The sequence below is a fragment of the Pseudomonas sp. NBRC 111140 genome (assembly GCF_001320885.1).
Classification (GTDB): domain Bacteria; phylum Pseudomonadota; class Gammaproteobacteria; order Pseudomonadales; family Pseudomonadaceae; genus Aquipseudomonas; species Aquipseudomonas putida_P.
Window position 1 is genome coordinate 17,863 of record NZ_BCBQ01000020.1, and the last position, 15,409, is coordinate 33,271.

Genomic DNA, 15,409 nt, shown 5'->3' on the forward strand with positions numbered 1-15,409 from the left:
TTTCCTTGTTGTAAGTGAGCCCGTCACTCGCCGGTGAAACGCGGCTCACGCCGTTCGCTAAAGGCCTGGGCAGCCTCGCGCGCGTCGTGGGTAGGTGCCAGCAGCGCGAACAAGTCGAGCTCCAGGTTCAGTCCGCTCTTGAGGTCCAACTCCAGCGCGGCACGGGCCGCCTGCTTGACGAAGGCCGATGCGGTGGGCGGCTTGGCGGCGATACGCCGGGCAAAGGTCGTGACCTCCTCCAGCAGGCCGTGGTTGTCGCTGGCCACCCGACTTACCAGCCCGATGCGCTGCGCTTGTGCTGCATTCATGCGATCACCAGAAAGCAGCATGTCCAGTGCCTGGCCCGGTGCGACCACACGCGACAGACGTTGCGTGCCGCCGCCACCGGGGATCAGCCCCAGGCCGGTTTCCGGCAGCGCAAACACCGCATTGGGCGCCGCGAAGCGAATGTCGCAGGCCAACGCCAGCTCCAGCCCGCCGCCCATGCAGTAGCCGTGGATGGCCGCGATCACCGGCTTGGCGATACCGTCCAGAGCTTCGATCCAGCGCACCTTTTCCATGCGCTGGCGAACCTGAAGGCTGGATTCAGGGCCACGGCGTTCCTTGATGTCGGCGCCGGCGCAGAAGCCGCGCTCGCCTTCACCACGAATCACGATCACGCGAATCTCGGGATCTTGCTGCAGCAGGGTCAGCGCCTGCGGTACCCCCTGACGAATCGCGTCATTGATGGCGTTGATCTGGTTGGGGCGAGTCAGTACCACCCAGCCGACCCGTGCGTCACACTCCACGCGCACCGCCTCGTTGATCACCTGCTCGCTCAGCGCTGTGCTCATGCAGGGCACTCCTCAAACTCGAACACCTGACCATTGAGCTCTTGCGGGTCGACCTTGATCAGCGCCCGGCCGTCCACCGCCTGCGATGACTCAACCCACTCAAAACGGGTGCCGCGGGCGCGCAGGTCCTCGGCCTTGGCGGCCAAGTCGTTGACGCCGATGCGGATGTAGTAAGGGCCCGGCCCCCAGTTGTTGAGGTAATGGCCGGCATCAGTGTTCCAATAAGTGGCCTCCAGTACATCGAGGGTGGCGCTGTTGGGCACGCTGAACCCCATGCGTGCACGGCGATATCCTTCACCGCCGATATGCTCTACCGGCCCGCTCGGTTCCCAGTCCAGGTTGGTGGAAATCTTGCGCAGAGTTTCATCCAGGTCTCGCACCAGGAACCCACGGGCGGTCACGCGCACCATGTCGCCGGGCTTGAGATCTCGCGGCTTGACCGGCGGCAGTTGGTAGGTTTCGGCCGGCATCTGCAATGGCTCGGTCGGCATGATCTCGATGCACAGGCCCCCATCCACGGACGGCTGGTAACAGGGCTTCTCGGGGGTCGCACCGAGCCATAGACGATCGAATGGCATTTCCGGGGTACGCTGCGCCATGCGAAAAGGCAGGCGACGGCGCATCAGCTTGTCCACCAGCGCATCGAACTTGTCACCATGCAGCGCCAGCACGATGGAGTGGGTCAGCATGGGCCGATGGCGGCCCTGGTAGTCCTTTAGACTCTCCAGGAACTCATGGAACAGCGGGTCGCCCGGATTGGGGCGATCCAGGTGCCACTGCGGCTCAATGCGCGTGGGAGACACTGCCAGAGACTTGTGCACCCGCAGAAAGTGCGCAATGTACGGGTGATTGTCGAACGCCTGGCGCCAGCGTTCATGCTTGTAGATACCGAGCTTGTCGACCAGTATTTCCGTCATGGCGTCCGGGTCCGGCACCATCATGTCGGCACTCATCAGTAATTCGAACATTTCTCTCTCCTCAAAGGGGTTGGCAAGGCCTATACCCGGCCTTTTCAGTCAGCGGGCACGCCGCGTACGGTGGGCGCGGGCAATGCATGGCGTTTGGCCACGCTTGCAGGCTTGTCGGGGCGCTGCTGCACGCGGGCCTCGTCAAGATCCAGGGTGGTCCCGGCCTTGGCGTTGCGTCTGGGGTTGAGCAGGTAATGTGACAGTGCCGGGATCAGGACCAGCGCCCCGAGCATGTTCCACAGGAACATGAAGGTCAGCAGGATGCCCATGTCGGCTTGGAACTTGATGGGTGACCAGGCCCAGGTAATCACCCCGGCCGCCATGGTCAGGCCGACCAGCGCGACCACGCGGCCGGTGAAGTCCAGCGAACGACGGTAGGCGACTGCCAGGCTGGCGCCGCGCTCTTGCACCGCCAGCTGTACGCTGAGTAGGTACAGCGCATAGTCCACGCCGACACCGACGCCCACCGCAATGACCGGCAACGTCGCGACCTTCAGGCCGATGCCCAACCACACCATCAGCGCCTTGCAGATGATCGTGGTCATCAGCAGAGGGATCAGCGCAACCACCGTCGCGCGCCAGCTGCGGAACGTCAGCAGGCACAGCAGCGCCGTTGCGCCGTACACCGCCAGGTACATGGTGATGATGCCCTTCTCGACCTCGATGTTGGTTGCGGCCTCGATGCCGGCATTGCCCGCTGCCAGCAGGAACTCCACTGGGTTATCGGCGTCCGCACTGGTGTTGTTTTCCTTGGCGAACGCTTCCGATACTTTCAGAACCCGGCTCAAGGTGTCTGCCTTGTGATCGGCCAGGTAGGCGATCATTGGGGTAACCGAACACTGCTGATTGGTGATTCCAGGGGCGGAAATCATTGCCGCATCCACCGCCGCGTTGGTAATGGCCTGGTCGCGACTGATACTGAGCCATTTCGGGCTGCCCTCGGCCATGCCCGAACTGATCATGCGCACGGTTTCGGCCAGAGACTGGGTGGTCTGCACCCCCGGAGTCCGGTTAAGCTGCCAGGCCAACTTGTCCATGCGTTGCAAAGCCTGGTAAAGCCTGCAACTGTCTTCGTCGGTTTTCATGATGACCACGAACTGGTCACTGGAGAGCCCGTAATTCTGGGTAATGAAGGCATTGTCGCGGTTGTAGCGCGAGTCCGGGCGCAGCTCGGGAGCCCCTGGATCCAGGTCGCCCACCTTCAGGTGCATCATCACCATGCTGCCCAGCAGTGTCACCACCAGCGACAAAGCAATGATCGCGGTGGCCATCGGGCGCTCCGTAAAACGGTCCAGGCCACGCCAAACACGCCCCAAAATACCTTGTCCGGCCTCCCCCGCCTGGTCCTTGGCGATTGCGATGCGCGCGGCTTTGGCACTCACGCCCAGGTACGACAACGCCACCGGAATCAACAGCAACTTGGTGAAGATGAGTACCGCCACACCGATGCTCGTGGTCAGGGCCAGATCGCGGATCACTGGGATGTCGATGATGACCAGCACTGCAAAACCGACGATATTGGTCAACAGTGCGGTGAGCCCGGTCAGGAACAGGCGACGGAACGTGTAACGCGCCGCCACGTACTTGTGTGTACCGCGGCCGATGTCCTGGAGAATGCCGTTCATTTTCTGGGTGCCATGGGAGATGCCAATGGCGAAGATCAGGAACGGCACCAGAATCGAGTAAGGGTCCAGATCGTAACCCAGCAGTTGCATCAGCCCCAGCAGCCAGACCACGCCAGCCACCGCTACGCCTACCAGCAGCAGCGTACTGCGCAGGCAACGGGTGTAGAAGTACACGAACACCCCTGCAATCACTACCGAGGCACCAAAGAACAGCATGACCGAATACAGACCATCGATCAGGTCGCCCACCAGCTTGCTGAAGCCAACGATGTGGATGCCGATCTTGTCGCTCTCTAACGCGCGAATCTTCTCTTCGAGCTGTTTGGAGAACACGCCGTAGTCCAGCGGCTCGCCGGTTTGCGGGTTGGTATCGAGCAGCGGTGCCACTAGCATGCTCGACTTGCTGTCGTTGGCCACCAGATTGCCGATGATGCCGGCGCGTGTGATGTTACGAAGCAAGGCCTGGATGGATTGTTCGCTGCCGTCGTAGTCCGATGGCATCACCGCCCCGCCATCGATGCCCTCCTCCGTGACCTCCTTCCAGCGTACGATGGGCATCCACAACGACTTCATCCATGAGCGGTCTACGCCAGGAATCAGGTACAACATGTCGTTGACCTTCTGCAGGGCCAGCAGATAGTCGGCGTCGTAGATATCGCCCGTCTTGTTCTCGACCACCACACGAACGCTGTTCCCCAGGCCCGGCAACTGGTTCTTGTAAGCCAGGTAGTTCTTGATGTACGGGCTGGAGCTTGGAATCATCTTTTCAAAGCTGGCGTTCACCTGCAGCTGTGCAGCGAAGAAGCCCAGCACCACGGTGGCGAGCAGGCAGGCAACGATGACCAACATGCGGTTACGGAAGATCACCCGCTCAAACCAGCCGCCGGAGCTTTTATCGAAGTCCTCCAGGTGGGTGATCACTGGCATCCCGCTGTTGAATTTTTGCTCGACCATGTTTTCTTTCTCGTTAGGGAATCGTGCCGACGGCGTCAGTTAGCCCGGGCGATATCGATGACCTTGGCACCGGCAAAGCGTGCCACCACTAGCCGCCCGGCCTGCTTCGTGTCGCTTGCTGCATACACCTCGCCCACGCGCGTTTGTACCAGCGGAGTGACCTTGAGACTGTGGAGATCCAGACTGACCAGTTGCCCGCCCTGGCTCACCATCACTAGCGCCGGTCCTTGCTCCACAATGCTGACCAGGCTGGTGTCGATCCCGGTTTCTATCTGCTGCCACTGCTGGCCATCATCAACACTTGCGAACAAATTGCCGCGCAGCCCGTAGGCCAGCAGCAGGTTTTCAAAGGCGGCGATGCCAAAATAGGTGCCGGTGTAGGGCGTCTCGATTTTTTCAAAGCGCTGTTGGCCAGGCTCAAGGCGCAGCAATACACCCTGTTCTCCGCTGATGTAGAACGTGCCATTGCGCTCCGCCAGTCCATACAAATGCATTCTGCGTGGGTTGTCTGCGCGCTCGAGCCAGGGTTGCCAGGTGCTGCCGGCATCCTCACTTCGAAGGATCATGCCAAAGGCACCTACGACGAAGCCGCGACCGCTGGCGTCGAATAACACGTCCAGCAAGGGCGCCGGTATCACAGCGGGTGTCGCGGACGTAGCCACCGCGCGGTTTACCTCCTGGACCAGATCGCCGGCTTCCTGGTCGCCCTGTTCGGCCCGCCGGCCATAGACACTGCCAAGCAGGCTGAACAACTTGCGCCCATCCATCTGCACGACCCATGTGGCGCCGCCGTCACTGCTGTGCAACACCACTGAGTCGTGGCCGACAATCCAGCCGTTTCGCGCATCGCTGAAGCGCACTTGAACGAAGTCACTGGACACCGGACTGGGGACTTGCTCCCAGCTGGTGCCATTGTCGTGGGAGCGTTGAATCAGGCCGTGCAGGCCGACACCGACCAGCACGTCGCCGGCGCGGGCCACGCTGATCAACGGTGCGGCCAGCGGCTGTGCGAGTGTCGGCGCCTGCATTTCAAGCGGATCAATGGTGGGCGTGCCAGCCTGGGTTGTCCCCATCATGGCCAGCCACAAAGGAATCAGAGCCGCACTCAACAAGTGCACACTCAAAGAATTAGGTCTTGCTAGGCCTTGGCTAATCATTGTTTTTATCCTCACCATGCCAGAGTCGCCCTGCTACCCGACAACAAGCGCCACTCATTGCCGGGCTCAGGAACAACGTTTTCAACTGCGAACCACTTTGCACGCGCGCAGCTCACAACCAGCCCGGAGGGCTTAGCGCTGGGTCTCCCGAGCGACAATTGCCTCGGGGTTCATGTCCCGTTCGGTTCGTGGTGTATCGACGAACTTGTAGCCGCCCTTCAACCCGTCGTTGAGCAGCGCCCACATGCCTTTGTTGAAGTCATACACGACGTTTTTCACGTTGTACGGCAAGTTTTTGTCGTACAACTGCACACCACTGAGGAAGATCGCGCGATACAAGGCACCGCTTTGGTCCCAGGCGTCGTACAGCCCAATCCCAAAGGTGTCCTCGTCTAGGTAATAAGTTCGCTTGCTGTAGACGTGTCGCTTGCCCGGCTTGAGCGTGGCCTCGACAACCCATACACGGTGCAACTCCCAACGCTCGCACGCCGGATTGGCATGGTGCTTAAGGAATTGCTCGTCCTGGTTGCACTCGAAGTAGAACTTGTAGGCGTTGTAAGGAATGAACATCTCCTTTCGGCCCACCAGCTTGTAATCGAAACGGTCCTGACTGCCCGAGAACATTTGCAGCTCATCGAACAGCGTAACCCCGCCTTGGCTAGCGACTGGCGTATCGAAAGCAAACTCCGGCGCCAGCTTCACCCGCCGCTGGCCAGGCGAATAACTGAAGGCTCGACGCGCTTTGGCCGCAGGGTCCAGATAATCGTTGAGTACGGTGACTTCACCCGAACGGCGTGCCGGATAGTTGTTCAGTGAATACACACGGGCATACATCATTGGATCGCGGTCGGCCTGCGTAGGCTGATAGTAGGGCTGCTCTTCGAACGTGGCTTGCTCGGCAGCCTTGGTCCGCTGACCATTCGCATCCATCACCCAGCTATTAGAGGAGCTGGTGGTGGAGTACCCGGGGCCGATCTTGTATCGCAGTTGCTGGTTCCAGATAACCTCGTTGCCAGTCTTCGGAATCGGGAATGGCAACCCTCCACGGCAGGCCGGGTCGACTGCCAGCCCGTCTCTCTGTGTGTTACAAGTGGTGGCGTTGCGTACCGTGGCATCCAACACCTCCTTTGGATATGCCGTGGTGCGGTGGCTCGGATAGATATCGAAGTAGTACTCCGGGTATTTCTTGAGGATTTCCTTTTGTCCTTCACTGAGCTTGTCAGCGTATTGGGCCATATTCTGCGAAGTGATGCGGAACAAGGGTTTCTCATTGCGGAATGGATCGGCCCAGAACCCGCTGTCTGGTTTGAAATCTGGCGGTGCAGTACGCAACCCGCCATCGTAGGCAGGGATCGTGCCCTCTGCATTTCCCTCTTTGATCGCACCGAAAAGGGTCAGGGTTTTACCTAGCTGCGCCGCTTCCTCCGGGCTGACCGCGGCCACGCTGCAGGTAGCGATGCCGAACAGCGCCAGGGACAAGGCCAATTGTCTTTTCATTCGGGCAGTCTCCGTTTTTATTGGATTTGTTCAGAAGGAGGTTTTGAATGTGAATGCCAACCAGCCCCGGTCTGTGTTACCAACGCCGCCATTGCCGCCGACGGTGCCATTTGCCAGGTTCTTGGGTTGGGCGCGGGTATCGGCGTAACGTAGGCCGAATTCATACTGTTGCTGATAGGTGAACTTCACACCAGCCGACCAGGACATCGCACCTTCACTGCCGCCACCAGCCGAGGCAGCGTTACCATGAATGCCATAGTTGATGGTCAGAGGTACGTCCATGTCCCAAGATGGGAAGATGCTCAGGTATTGCGGCGTGTAGTTGACTGCCACCGCGTAGTAGTCGCGCGTCGAGCAACCATCGGACGCGTCGCCGGAGCCGGCGACACCGGGTGTACGGGCGTCCGTACAGGCGGCATTGCCCTTGTACTTGAACAACTCGTCATGCTCGGTCACCTTGACCAGGTGACTGTAGGCAAACTCGCCAACCAAGGTCGCGTTATTGGCAATGAAGTTGCGTGGCATGCCATACACGGCGTTAGCGATAAAGTGGATGGTGTCACCACGCGGCCCCTCGTCATCCAGCGTGCTGACTCCAGTGGCGTTCAATGCGCCGTTCTTGCGGTATGACAGCTCCGTGCCCACGGCCACCGAATCGAACACACGAGCAAAACTGATACCGGCAAGCTTGACCCCGCGGGGGTACACGACGCGGTACTCACCCAGGTTCGCCTTGACCTGCGGTGCGAGCCAAGGCTGATAGTCGTCGAACTGGCGGTAGTAGAAGCCGAAGGTCGATTCGATCGCCTCAACGTTGTATTTGGCCATCACGCCCCAGTTGGCATTACTGTCGCGACCATACTTGGAGGAGGCGCGCTTGAGTGCCCCAGCACCGGCTGGCATCTGATCCGGACCTTCGAACAGGAAGTCTGCACCGCCGAAGTAGGTCCCGCCGTAGGGAATACGGGTGTAGTCCCACTCATAGAAGTACTGGCCGGCGATGGAAAGATGATCAGTGACCTGGGCCTTGGCAGATATCTGGCCGATGGGCAGAAATACTTCTTTTGTCTCGATACCCGGGCTGGTAGCGGCTTTTACACCGTCGCTCGGGGCCTGAGAGTAGGAAACTGAGTGTGCACCGAACAGCAGGCCCTCGCCCCAGTAGTTGGTATGGCGACCGATCTTGACGTTAAGCGGTGTATCGCCTACCTGAAAGTTTTTCCACACGAACGCATCGAGGATTTCACCAGAAGGTCCTCTGACATAGCGCTTGACCTCATCGCTGTAGTGACCATTTTCGTAGCTGGTCTGGCCACCCACCTGGCTGTGGACCTTGGTGTCACGGTAGGCATTGTCGTACCAGCCAGCAGCACTCAGGCGTGCCCCCCATTCGTTCAGGTAGGAGAAATCCACTTCGCTCAACACATCGAGTCGATTTGTAACGATATCGCCTTTGTCGAATTTGCTGTCGGACTCGTCGTAGGTCGGGGTCCGCATGATGCGGTGGTCTTGGTCTTCCATGCGCACGCCCAAGTTGTAGCGGACGGTATTGTCCCAACGCAGGCGGTAGTCAGGGTTGCTCAGGTCAAACGAAACAGCGTGCGCTCCACTCATCCCGCCGAGCACTGCCAGCGCTATCGCGCTGCGGCTAAACACATGCCTTCCCTGCTTGGTCATGTCTTTCATACGGCACCTTTTATTTTTATTTTCAGTCGTTTGTATAAGGCCAAGTACTGGCTACAGCCGTGCTGACGTACTGCTACCTCACCTGCCTAAGCAGCTCGGGTGAGCTTGTCGGCAGGTTTCACCGGTGAAGCGCGCCCATGGCTTGATTTCAAATTAACCGAGAAAAACAAATAATTCCATATAAAGATTTCAATTCTGTATTTAGAATCTCAGTCGATTTTTTCGTTGCCACTGATCGCCCCCGGTGTCAGAGGCATGGAGAAAAGCATGGTCAATACTGCACACAAAAATGCTAACTGTTCAATTATGTTTTGCTCAACCGGCTTTTTTCCGGTAAACAAGCCACTGAAGACACCCGCAACGTGCCTGCGTCAATCCAACAAGAATCACAAGGAGCTTGCCCCGCATGAACATCGATCTGAGCGGAAAACGCGTGATTGTCACTGGTGCTTCACGCGGTATAGGCCTTGCGATAGCCCGTGCCTTCGCACTGGAAGGTGCCCGTGTGGCCATCTGCGCACGTAGCTTGGCGGCCGTCCGCGAAGCGGAAGCACAACTGCAGGAACATGCGCAGGCGGTACTGGCCCGAGCCGTGGATGTCACGGACACTCAGGGTGTTCAACATTTCGTCGGTGAGGTGGTGCAGACCTGGGGAGGCGTGGACATTTTGGTAAATAACGCGGGCCAGGGGCGTGGGGGCAACCTAGAGACCCTCACGCCGGAAGCCATCCTTGAACACGCCAATGTGTTGCAGATGGGGCATTTTCGCTTCGTCCAGGCTGTGGTGCCGTTCATGCGGCAACAGCGCTGGGGGCGGATCATCGAGATCAATGCCCTGGCCGGCACCGTGCCGACCCCCGACGGGATCCCTTCGGTGATCAACCGTGCATCATGTGTAGCGCTTTCGCGCTCGCTGGGCATGTCGCTGGCCAAGGACAATATTCTCGTCAATAGCCTGAACATGGGCTGGATCGACACTGGCCAGTGGGACCGCCACTACAAGGAGATGGGCCCCGGGGTCAGCCGTGAGGAGTTCGATGCGATGGTTATGAAGGTGGTGCCGATCGGCCGTTATGGCAAACCGGAAGATGTTGCAGGCATGGTGTTGTTCCTTTCCAGCGAATACGCCAGTTTCATCAGCGCGGCTTCGATAGACATTGCCGGGGGCATGGGTGGCCAGATTGCCTACTTCCCGACACTCAAGCGTGATTTTGCCGCGGCACTGGCCGCTCGAAACACCGACAGCCACTAGAGCGCCCGTAATGAAGCTGCTGTTTCCAGTGCTTGCCACACTGATCTGGGCTGCCAGTACCGTGGTCAATCGCCTGTCGGTGGGGGTGATAGATCCCGCGGCCATTTCGTTCTATCGCTGGTTGACCGCATTGCTGGTGTTGTCACCAGTCATGCTGCCCAGGGTCTGGAGAATGCGCCAGAGGATACGGCCATACCTGCCCAAACTATGGCTACTGGGATTGCTCGGCATGTCGCTGTATCAGTCTCTGGCCTACTTTGCTGCACATACGGTCAGTGCCACCTCAATGGGATTGATCCTGGCGACCATGCCCTTGCTGACGGTACTGGTAGCCTTCCCGCTGCTGAACACACGCCCCCCCCTGCCGTTACTGACAGGCACGGCAGTTTCATTCGCAGGGTTGGCATGGTTGCTGACCGCGGGCCACCTGCCATCGCTCTGGCAGCGCGGGGTGGGTCTGGGTGAATGGCTGATGCTGCTGGCGTCACTGTCCTACGCCCTGTATTGCGTGCTGGTGAAGCGCTGGCAAATCCCCCTGCCCACCTGGGAAAGCCTTTATGTACAGATACTCTGCGGCACGTTAATGCTGGTACCGCCATTTTTGCTTACATCATCGATGGCCCTGAGCGCTCAGAGCCTGCCGCTGGTTCTGTTTGCTGGTCTATTCGCTTCGGCGTTGGCACCGGGCCTGTGGATGCAAGGCCTGCAACGCCTGGGCCCGGAAAAAACCGCGGCACTGATGAATCTGGTCCCTCTCTTCACCGCAGCCTTGGCGATTGGGCTGCTCGGTGAGCCATTGCACCTGTATCACGCGGTAGGCGGCGGACTGATTCTGCTGGGAATTGCATTGGCCCAATGGCAACCCGTACGGGTCACCGCAAGTACCCTGTCCTAAGCCACTAGGAGTCGATTACGGAGCGCGTCCAAGCCGTAACGATCTATACCGCTCAAGCGCGCCAGGTAGTACTCCAGTCCGCCATACTCAGCCTCGCTTACCTCCATGCACGTGCGTTTTGACCATGTTCAATCCTTCAAGAGGTGTGCATAGGCTGGCGTCAGCGGACGAGCGCCCTCGCCCAGCACCGGAGTACGCCGTGGCTTGCGTCCTCGTGTCAGCAGGCGAAGCGTGTCGAAGTCTTCGGCGGCGGTAAAAAATCGCTCCACCATCGGCAATCCTGACTGCCCCCAGTCATCCATGTTCGACATCCATGTCTGCATGCCCCACACCGGCCAACGCCGCAGTTGCTCCCAGGCGGCGTGCTGGTCGAGTACACCAGCCGCTCCCAGACTGATCAACTTTTCGCGGTACACCTGCAGAAGCCGTTGCCCCTCGGCGCGGCGTTCTTCTATCGTCAACGCGCCGAGCATGAAGTACGCCACATCGCGCCATGGCCGCCCGCGTCTTGCCAACTGCCAGTCGAGCCAGATGCGTTCTCCATTGTCACGCTGAAAACTGTTCCCTTGGTGCGAATCGCCATGGATCAAGCAAGAGGGCGAAACCTGTGCCCGTTCGAAGGCAGCCAACTCATCGAAAGCATGGCTGAAGAGCTCTGGCGTCTCATAGATCCAACGAGGTAGACGCTGCCGGTAGTCATCCTTGCCCAGGTTGACCTTGATGTAGTTGTACATACGCAGCAGGCCGTCGTTGTCTACCGGGTTGGCCATCGACACCGGAAGCCAGACCTGACGGTGCAGCCGTGGGTGGGCCCAGGTCACGGCATGCAACGCGGCTAAAGACTCCAGCCCCTGCGCGACTCCATCCACGCCCAGGTGATCAGTGCTGTGGCCGAACTTCCCGGCTGCCAGCCCAAGATCCTCCATTACCACTACGCCGCGCCCACCACCATCGGCGTCCCAATCAGTGAAATACGTGGCAGGCAATGGCGCGCCGGACCACGCGCGGGTCAGATGATAGAAACGCGACTCCAATTCGCAGATATCGCCGCTCTCGAAGCCTTCTGACCAGTTCGATTTCAGGCAGACATGGGACGGTATCCCTGCGCGCTGACCGACCTCGTTCAGCTCGAGCCTGGCGCGCAGCTTGGTAGTGTGCCCATTGCGGACCTCCACCACCGCCAACGCCTGCACTTCGATGCCGGGGTAACGCGGCTGCAGCAGCTCCGTCAGCCAAGCGGCGCTGAGGTCGCCGAGTTGTCGCGGCAGCCGCCCGACACGTTGAGGATACGGCCGCCCAGCACTCATCGCCAGCAAACTGCCCGTCACGGCGTCACAGCACGCGCAGCGTGAGCTGGCACTTTCAGTTTGAGCAGTTCAATTGCGTTACCACTGCGGATCCGCTCACGATCCGCAACCGATAGTCCTAGCCCGGCCGTCAGGTCACCGTGGTCATAGGCACCACCGAAGTTTGTACCGTACAGCAAGCGTTCAGAACCCACCACTTCAGCGACACCACGACGCAAACCAGGTGCGTGTACGTCAAGATCGAAGTAGAAGTTCTGCAGATAGTCCAGCAGCGGCCGCTGGTTGCGCGTATCGGGCGCCATAGCTTGGTTGAGTTCGCTGAGTCGGCCCAGTTGGAAGATCGCCATGCCCCCCGCATGGGTGATGTAGGTTTTCAGGGTTGGAAAGACATCCAGGGCACCTCCACAGATTAGGTACCAGAAAAACAGGGTCTCATCGACGCAATCGCCCACAATGGACGTGGTTTCGAACTTGTCGTCGGTATGTTTTTCGCCCCAGTAGATCGACTGATTGAAGCCATGCACCATGATTGGTACATCCAGCTGTGTGAGCTTCTCCCACACTGGGAACAACTGCTCGTCATGAGCTTGCAATCCGTTGAAGTTGGCACCGCCTACGCATACACCCTTGGCCCCCAATTGGGTTACCGCTCGCTCGATTTCCTTGGCTGCGTTGCGCGGATCGGCCAGATTGGCATGGCACCAGAAGTCGAAATGGTCCGGGTCGGCGCGACAGAACTCTGACATCTCGTCGTTGCAAATACGCGCGTATTCGTTGGCAAAATCACCAGCCCAATACATGAAGCAATGCGAAGGCGTGGAGACCACCAGCTTGTCGACACCCCGCTCGGCCATCAACTTGCGACGACTGGCGTGGGTCATGCGTGCCAATAGGTTGACTTGCGCCTCAGCGTCGCTAGTGGCTTTGGCCGGCTGCTTGGTGCCTAGGGAAAAATGGCCGACAGTCAACCCCTGCACCTTCATGAACGGGCCCCAAAATTCGTGGCGGTTCAGCATACCCTCTGTCAGCAGGTGGGCGTGTACATCGATCAGCATGGCGTTCTCCTTGTTGTAATCGGCCAGCAGGCCGAACGGTCACCGTTCGGCAATTTCGGAACCAATTAAAATATAGACATTTATTTTATTTTTGTTCATTTTTATCTGTGTTGCGCATAGCACCCTGAGGAACAACGCAAGGCCAGCAAGGTTTCACGACGTACACGCCATGATCAGGAACTGTCGAAACGCTTGGGCCGATATCGATAACTGCTTGTCGGGTCGCCAAATCAGTCCCAATTCCATGGGCGGAATGACATCCGTCAATGGCCGAGCCTCGATCCTCTTACCCTCCAGGGACCAAGGTCGGTAAAGCATGTCGGAAAGAATGGCGACGCCAAAGCCATGGCCGACCATGCCGCGCAGCGCCTCCATGGAAGAAGTACGAAAAGCCACGTTGGGAGCCAACCCACGAGACGCCCAGTAGCGAAACGTCGAGCTGTCACCTTCATCCACGGTGGCAAGGATGTAGGCGTGCTGCGCCACGTCTTCGAGGTTGATTGAGGAGGCAGTCATTAAGGGGTGCTGGATGGCCAACCAGAGTTGCCGGCGGGACCGAATCAACACCTGATGGGAGAACACATTCAGGCTGGGGGTGTTGGACACTATCACCAAGCCTAGGTCGAGATCGCCATTGTTAACGGCCTGCTCGATGCTGTGGCGATCTATGTCGACGAGTTCGATCTCCACCTGCGGATAGTTGCGCTTGAATCGTGCAAGCAGCGCTGGCAGGAAGTAGCCCAGCAGCGTGTAGGAAGCCCCCACACGCACGCTTCCCCGTGTCGAGTGGCTGAGGAACAGCGGCTCGCTCAGGGCGTCCTGCAACGTTTCGAGGATATGCCGCGCATGCTGGGCAAACTTATTGCCTTCGGCTGTCAGTGTCACGCCATAGGGCAAACGGTCGAAAAGGCTAACACCCATAGTCTCTTCCAGGTGCTGCACCGCGGCGGTGATGGCCGACTGCGACACGTGCACCTTCAGAGCCGCCTGGGAGAACTGACCCGCATCAGCCGCCGCCACGAAGTACCGAAGCTGGCGCATGGAAACGTCTTTGCCCTTGATCATCTGCTATGCCGAGCCCGCCGCCAGAACCAATGAAACCGCTTGCCGCTGCGGCCTTCAGCGGCGGATCGTGGCCGTGATCTTGGCGTGCGGTCCATCTATCTGAGCAGCCCAAGCCTCTGCGGCCTGGTCAAGGGTGAAATCCAAGTAGTCCACGTGTATCTGCTGTTCCCTGGCGATCTTCAACAGTCGCAGCCAGATCTGTTCACGGTCCGCAGGGGGACGCTGGCCGGTCCCGATGCACGACAAGCTGCGAAACAGCAGGTCGGCGATATCCAGGTTGAGCTGGCGGCCAGCACCAGTGCCAATGGTCATAATGCGTGCCCCCCAATTGGTGGCCTTCAGAGACGTCAGCAAGGGTTGTCCGCACACCAGGTCGAGTACCACATCGAAGCCACCGGCCGCTGCCTCCTTAAGTGCGTCAACATCATCGCTGCCACCCAGGGTAACGACCTCGTCGGCGATTCCGCGCGACTTCAGACGGCCAAGCGCTTCCTGTGAACGCGCAGCACCAACGACCTTGCCAGCACCCATGCCACGCGCAAGCTGCAAGGCAATCTGTCCCAGGGTGCCGGTGGCGCCGAGGACCAAGACCTTTTCGCCCTTCTGAATCTCAGCCTTTTCCAGCGGCACGATGGCCCCGGTAGCGGCAATACCCATGCTGATCGCGGTTTTGTCGTCCACATCATCCGGCACATTCCACACTTCGGCTTGCGGCACCAAAGTGCGCTCGGCCCAGGCACCGTAGGGCAGCACCGAACGCTCACCGAAATATACCCGCCGCCCATCCGGCGCTCGTCCCACGCCCTCACCACGGATGACGCAAGGGTATTCGACACCCAGACGGTAGGCCCCGAGCACATCCCACCCCCCAAGGCCGGCCGTGTCCACGTCGATCAGCACCGCACCGTCTTGCGCTTGCGGCTCATTGAACTCACGTACCTGTGGCAACGCATTGCGTTCGGAAATGATGGCTGCACGCATGGCTTTCTCCCTTGTCTGTTTTGTTCTCAAGCGTCTTCAAGACCAATAATTGAACATTTTTTGATTATTTGTCCATATTTAATTAGCATCTAGGCCCGACAGTCCCGGTTTGAGCTGCAACACCGCCAATGCCG

General features: G+C 59.1%; 12 protein-coding genes. 2 read left to right on the forward strand and 10 right to left on the reverse strand.

From position 1 onward, the window contains the following. Positions 1-23: 23 nt before the first annotated feature. From APH42_RS09000 to APH42_RS09025, 6 genes are all read right to left on the reverse strand, one after another. Positions 24-833: an enoyl-CoA hydratase/isomerase family protein gene (locus APH42_RS09000; protein WP_046785899.1), complete on the reverse strand. Its 810-nt coding sequence runs from the start codon at positions 831-833 to the stop codon at positions 24-26. Further along, on the reverse strand, positions 830-1,801 hold the full coding sequence (locus APH42_RS09005; RefSeq protein WP_060493173.1) for a hypothetical protein: 972 nt from the start codon (positions 1,799-1,801) through the stop codon (positions 830-832). The genes APH42_RS09000 and APH42_RS09005 overlap by 4 nt, the downstream gene beginning before the upstream one ends. A gap of 44 nt (positions 1,802-1,845) precedes the next feature. Beyond that, on the reverse strand, positions 1,846-4,380 hold the full coding sequence (locus tag APH42_RS09010; protein WP_060493174.1) for an RND family transporter: 2,535 nt from the start codon (positions 4,378-4,380) through the stop codon (positions 1,846-1,848). Between the two features lie 35 nt (positions 4,381-4,415). Beyond that, a complete protein-coding gene (locus APH42_RS09015; RefSeq protein ID WP_196996671.1) occupies positions 4,416-5,456 on the reverse strand; it encodes a YCF48-related protein in 1,041 nt (346 codons plus the stop codon). Between the two features lie 213 nt (positions 5,457-5,669). Then, positions 5,670-7,034, reverse strand: a complete 1,365-nt coding sequence (locus tag APH42_RS09020) for a DUF1329 domain-containing protein (protein WP_046785895.1) — start codon at positions 7,032-7,034, stop codon at positions 5,670-5,672. Between the two features lie 30 nt (positions 7,035-7,064). Next, complete coding sequence (locus APH42_RS09025) at positions 7,065-8,720, reverse strand: DUF1302 domain-containing protein (RefSeq protein ID WP_046785894.1); 1,656 nt, start codon at positions 8,718-8,720, stop codon at positions 7,065-7,067. Positions 8,721-9,126: 406 nt separating this feature from the next. Here APH42_RS09025 and APH42_RS09030 point away from each other — a divergent pair, with 406 nt between their 5' ends. After that, a complete protein-coding gene (locus APH42_RS09030; RefSeq protein ID WP_046785893.1) occupies positions 9,127-9,972 on the forward strand; it encodes an SDR family oxidoreductase in 846 nt (281 codons plus the stop codon). Between the two features lie 10 nt (positions 9,973-9,982). Further along, positions 9,983-10,867 (forward strand): DMT family transporter, encoded by an 885-nt coding sequence (locus tag APH42_RS09035; protein WP_060493175.1) that lies wholly within the window; start codon positions 9,983-9,985, stop codon positions 10,865-10,867. A 128-nt stretch (positions 10,868-10,995) separates the two neighbouring features. Here the strand turns inward: APH42_RS09035 and APH42_RS09040 are convergent, their stop codons facing one another. The 4 genes from APH42_RS09040 to APH42_RS09055 all read right to left on the reverse strand — a co-directional run bounded on the left by APH42_RS09040 (position 10,996) and on the right by APH42_RS09055 (position 15,275). Continuing rightward, the gene (locus APH42_RS09040) at positions 10,996-12,195 is read right to left on the reverse strand and encodes a phosphotransferase (RefSeq protein ID WP_060493176.1); all 1,200 of its coding nucleotides are present in this window, start codon (positions 12,193-12,195) and stop codon (positions 10,996-10,998) included. Then, on the reverse strand, positions 12,192-13,229 hold the full coding sequence (locus tag APH42_RS09045; protein ID WP_046785891.1) for an amidohydrolase family protein: 1,038 nt from the start codon (positions 13,227-13,229) through the stop codon (positions 12,192-12,194). The genes APH42_RS09040 and APH42_RS09045 overlap by 4 nt, the downstream gene beginning before the upstream one ends. A gap of 153 nt (positions 13,230-13,382) precedes the next feature. Beyond that, positions 13,383-14,294: a LysR family transcriptional regulator gene (locus tag APH42_RS09050; protein WP_046785890.1), complete on the reverse strand. Its 912-nt coding sequence runs from the start codon at positions 14,292-14,294 to the stop codon at positions 13,383-13,385. A gap of 54 nt (positions 14,295-14,348) precedes the next feature. Continuing rightward, positions 14,349-15,275, reverse strand: coding sequence for a zinc-binding dehydrogenase (locus APH42_RS09055; protein ID WP_054573037.1), 927 nt, complete (start codon positions 15,273-15,275; stop codon positions 14,349-14,351). Between the last annotated feature and the right edge of the window lie 134 nt (positions 15,276-15,409).

Coding starts and splice junctions, on each gene's coding strand:
- APH42_RS09030 (WP_046785893.1), top strand. CDS start 9,127: ATGAACATCGATCTGAGCGGAAAACGCGTGATTGTCACTGGTGCTTCA.
- APH42_RS09035 (WP_060493175.1), top strand. CDS start 9,983: ATGAAGCTGCTGTTTCCAGTGCTTGCCACACTGATCTGGGCTGCCAGT.
- APH42_RS09025 (WP_046785894.1), bottom strand. CDS start 8,720: ATGAAAGACATGACCAAGCAGGGAAGGCATGTGTTTAGCCGCAGCGCG.
- APH42_RS09015 (WP_196996671.1), bottom strand. CDS start 5,456: ATGATGGGGACAACCCAGGCTGGCACGCCCACCATTGATCCGCTTGAA.
- APH42_RS09045 (WP_046785891.1), bottom strand. CDS start 13,229: ATGCTGATCGATGTACACGCCCACCTGCTGACAGAGGGTATGCTGAAC.
- APH42_RS09050 (WP_046785890.1), bottom strand. CDS start 14,294: ATGATCAAGGGCAAAGACGTTTCCATGCGCCAGCTTCGGTACTTCGTG.
- APH42_RS09055 (WP_054573037.1), bottom strand. CDS start 15,275: ATGCGTGCAGCCATCATTTCCGAACGCAATGCGTTGCCACAGGTACGT.
- APH42_RS09020 (WP_046785895.1), bottom strand. CDS start 7,034: ATGAAAAGACAATTGGCCTTGTCCCTGGCGCTGTTCGGCATCGCTACC.
- APH42_RS09010 (WP_060493174.1), bottom strand. CDS start 4,380: ATGGTCGAGCAAAAATTCAACAGCGGGATGCCAGTGATCACCCACCTG.
- APH42_RS09005 (WP_060493173.1), bottom strand. CDS start 1,801: ATGTTCGAATTACTGATGAGTGCCGACATGATGGTGCCGGACCCGGAC.
- APH42_RS09000 (WP_046785899.1), bottom strand. CDS start 833: ATGAGCACAGCGCTGAGCGAGCAGGTGATCAACGAGGCGGTGCGCGTG.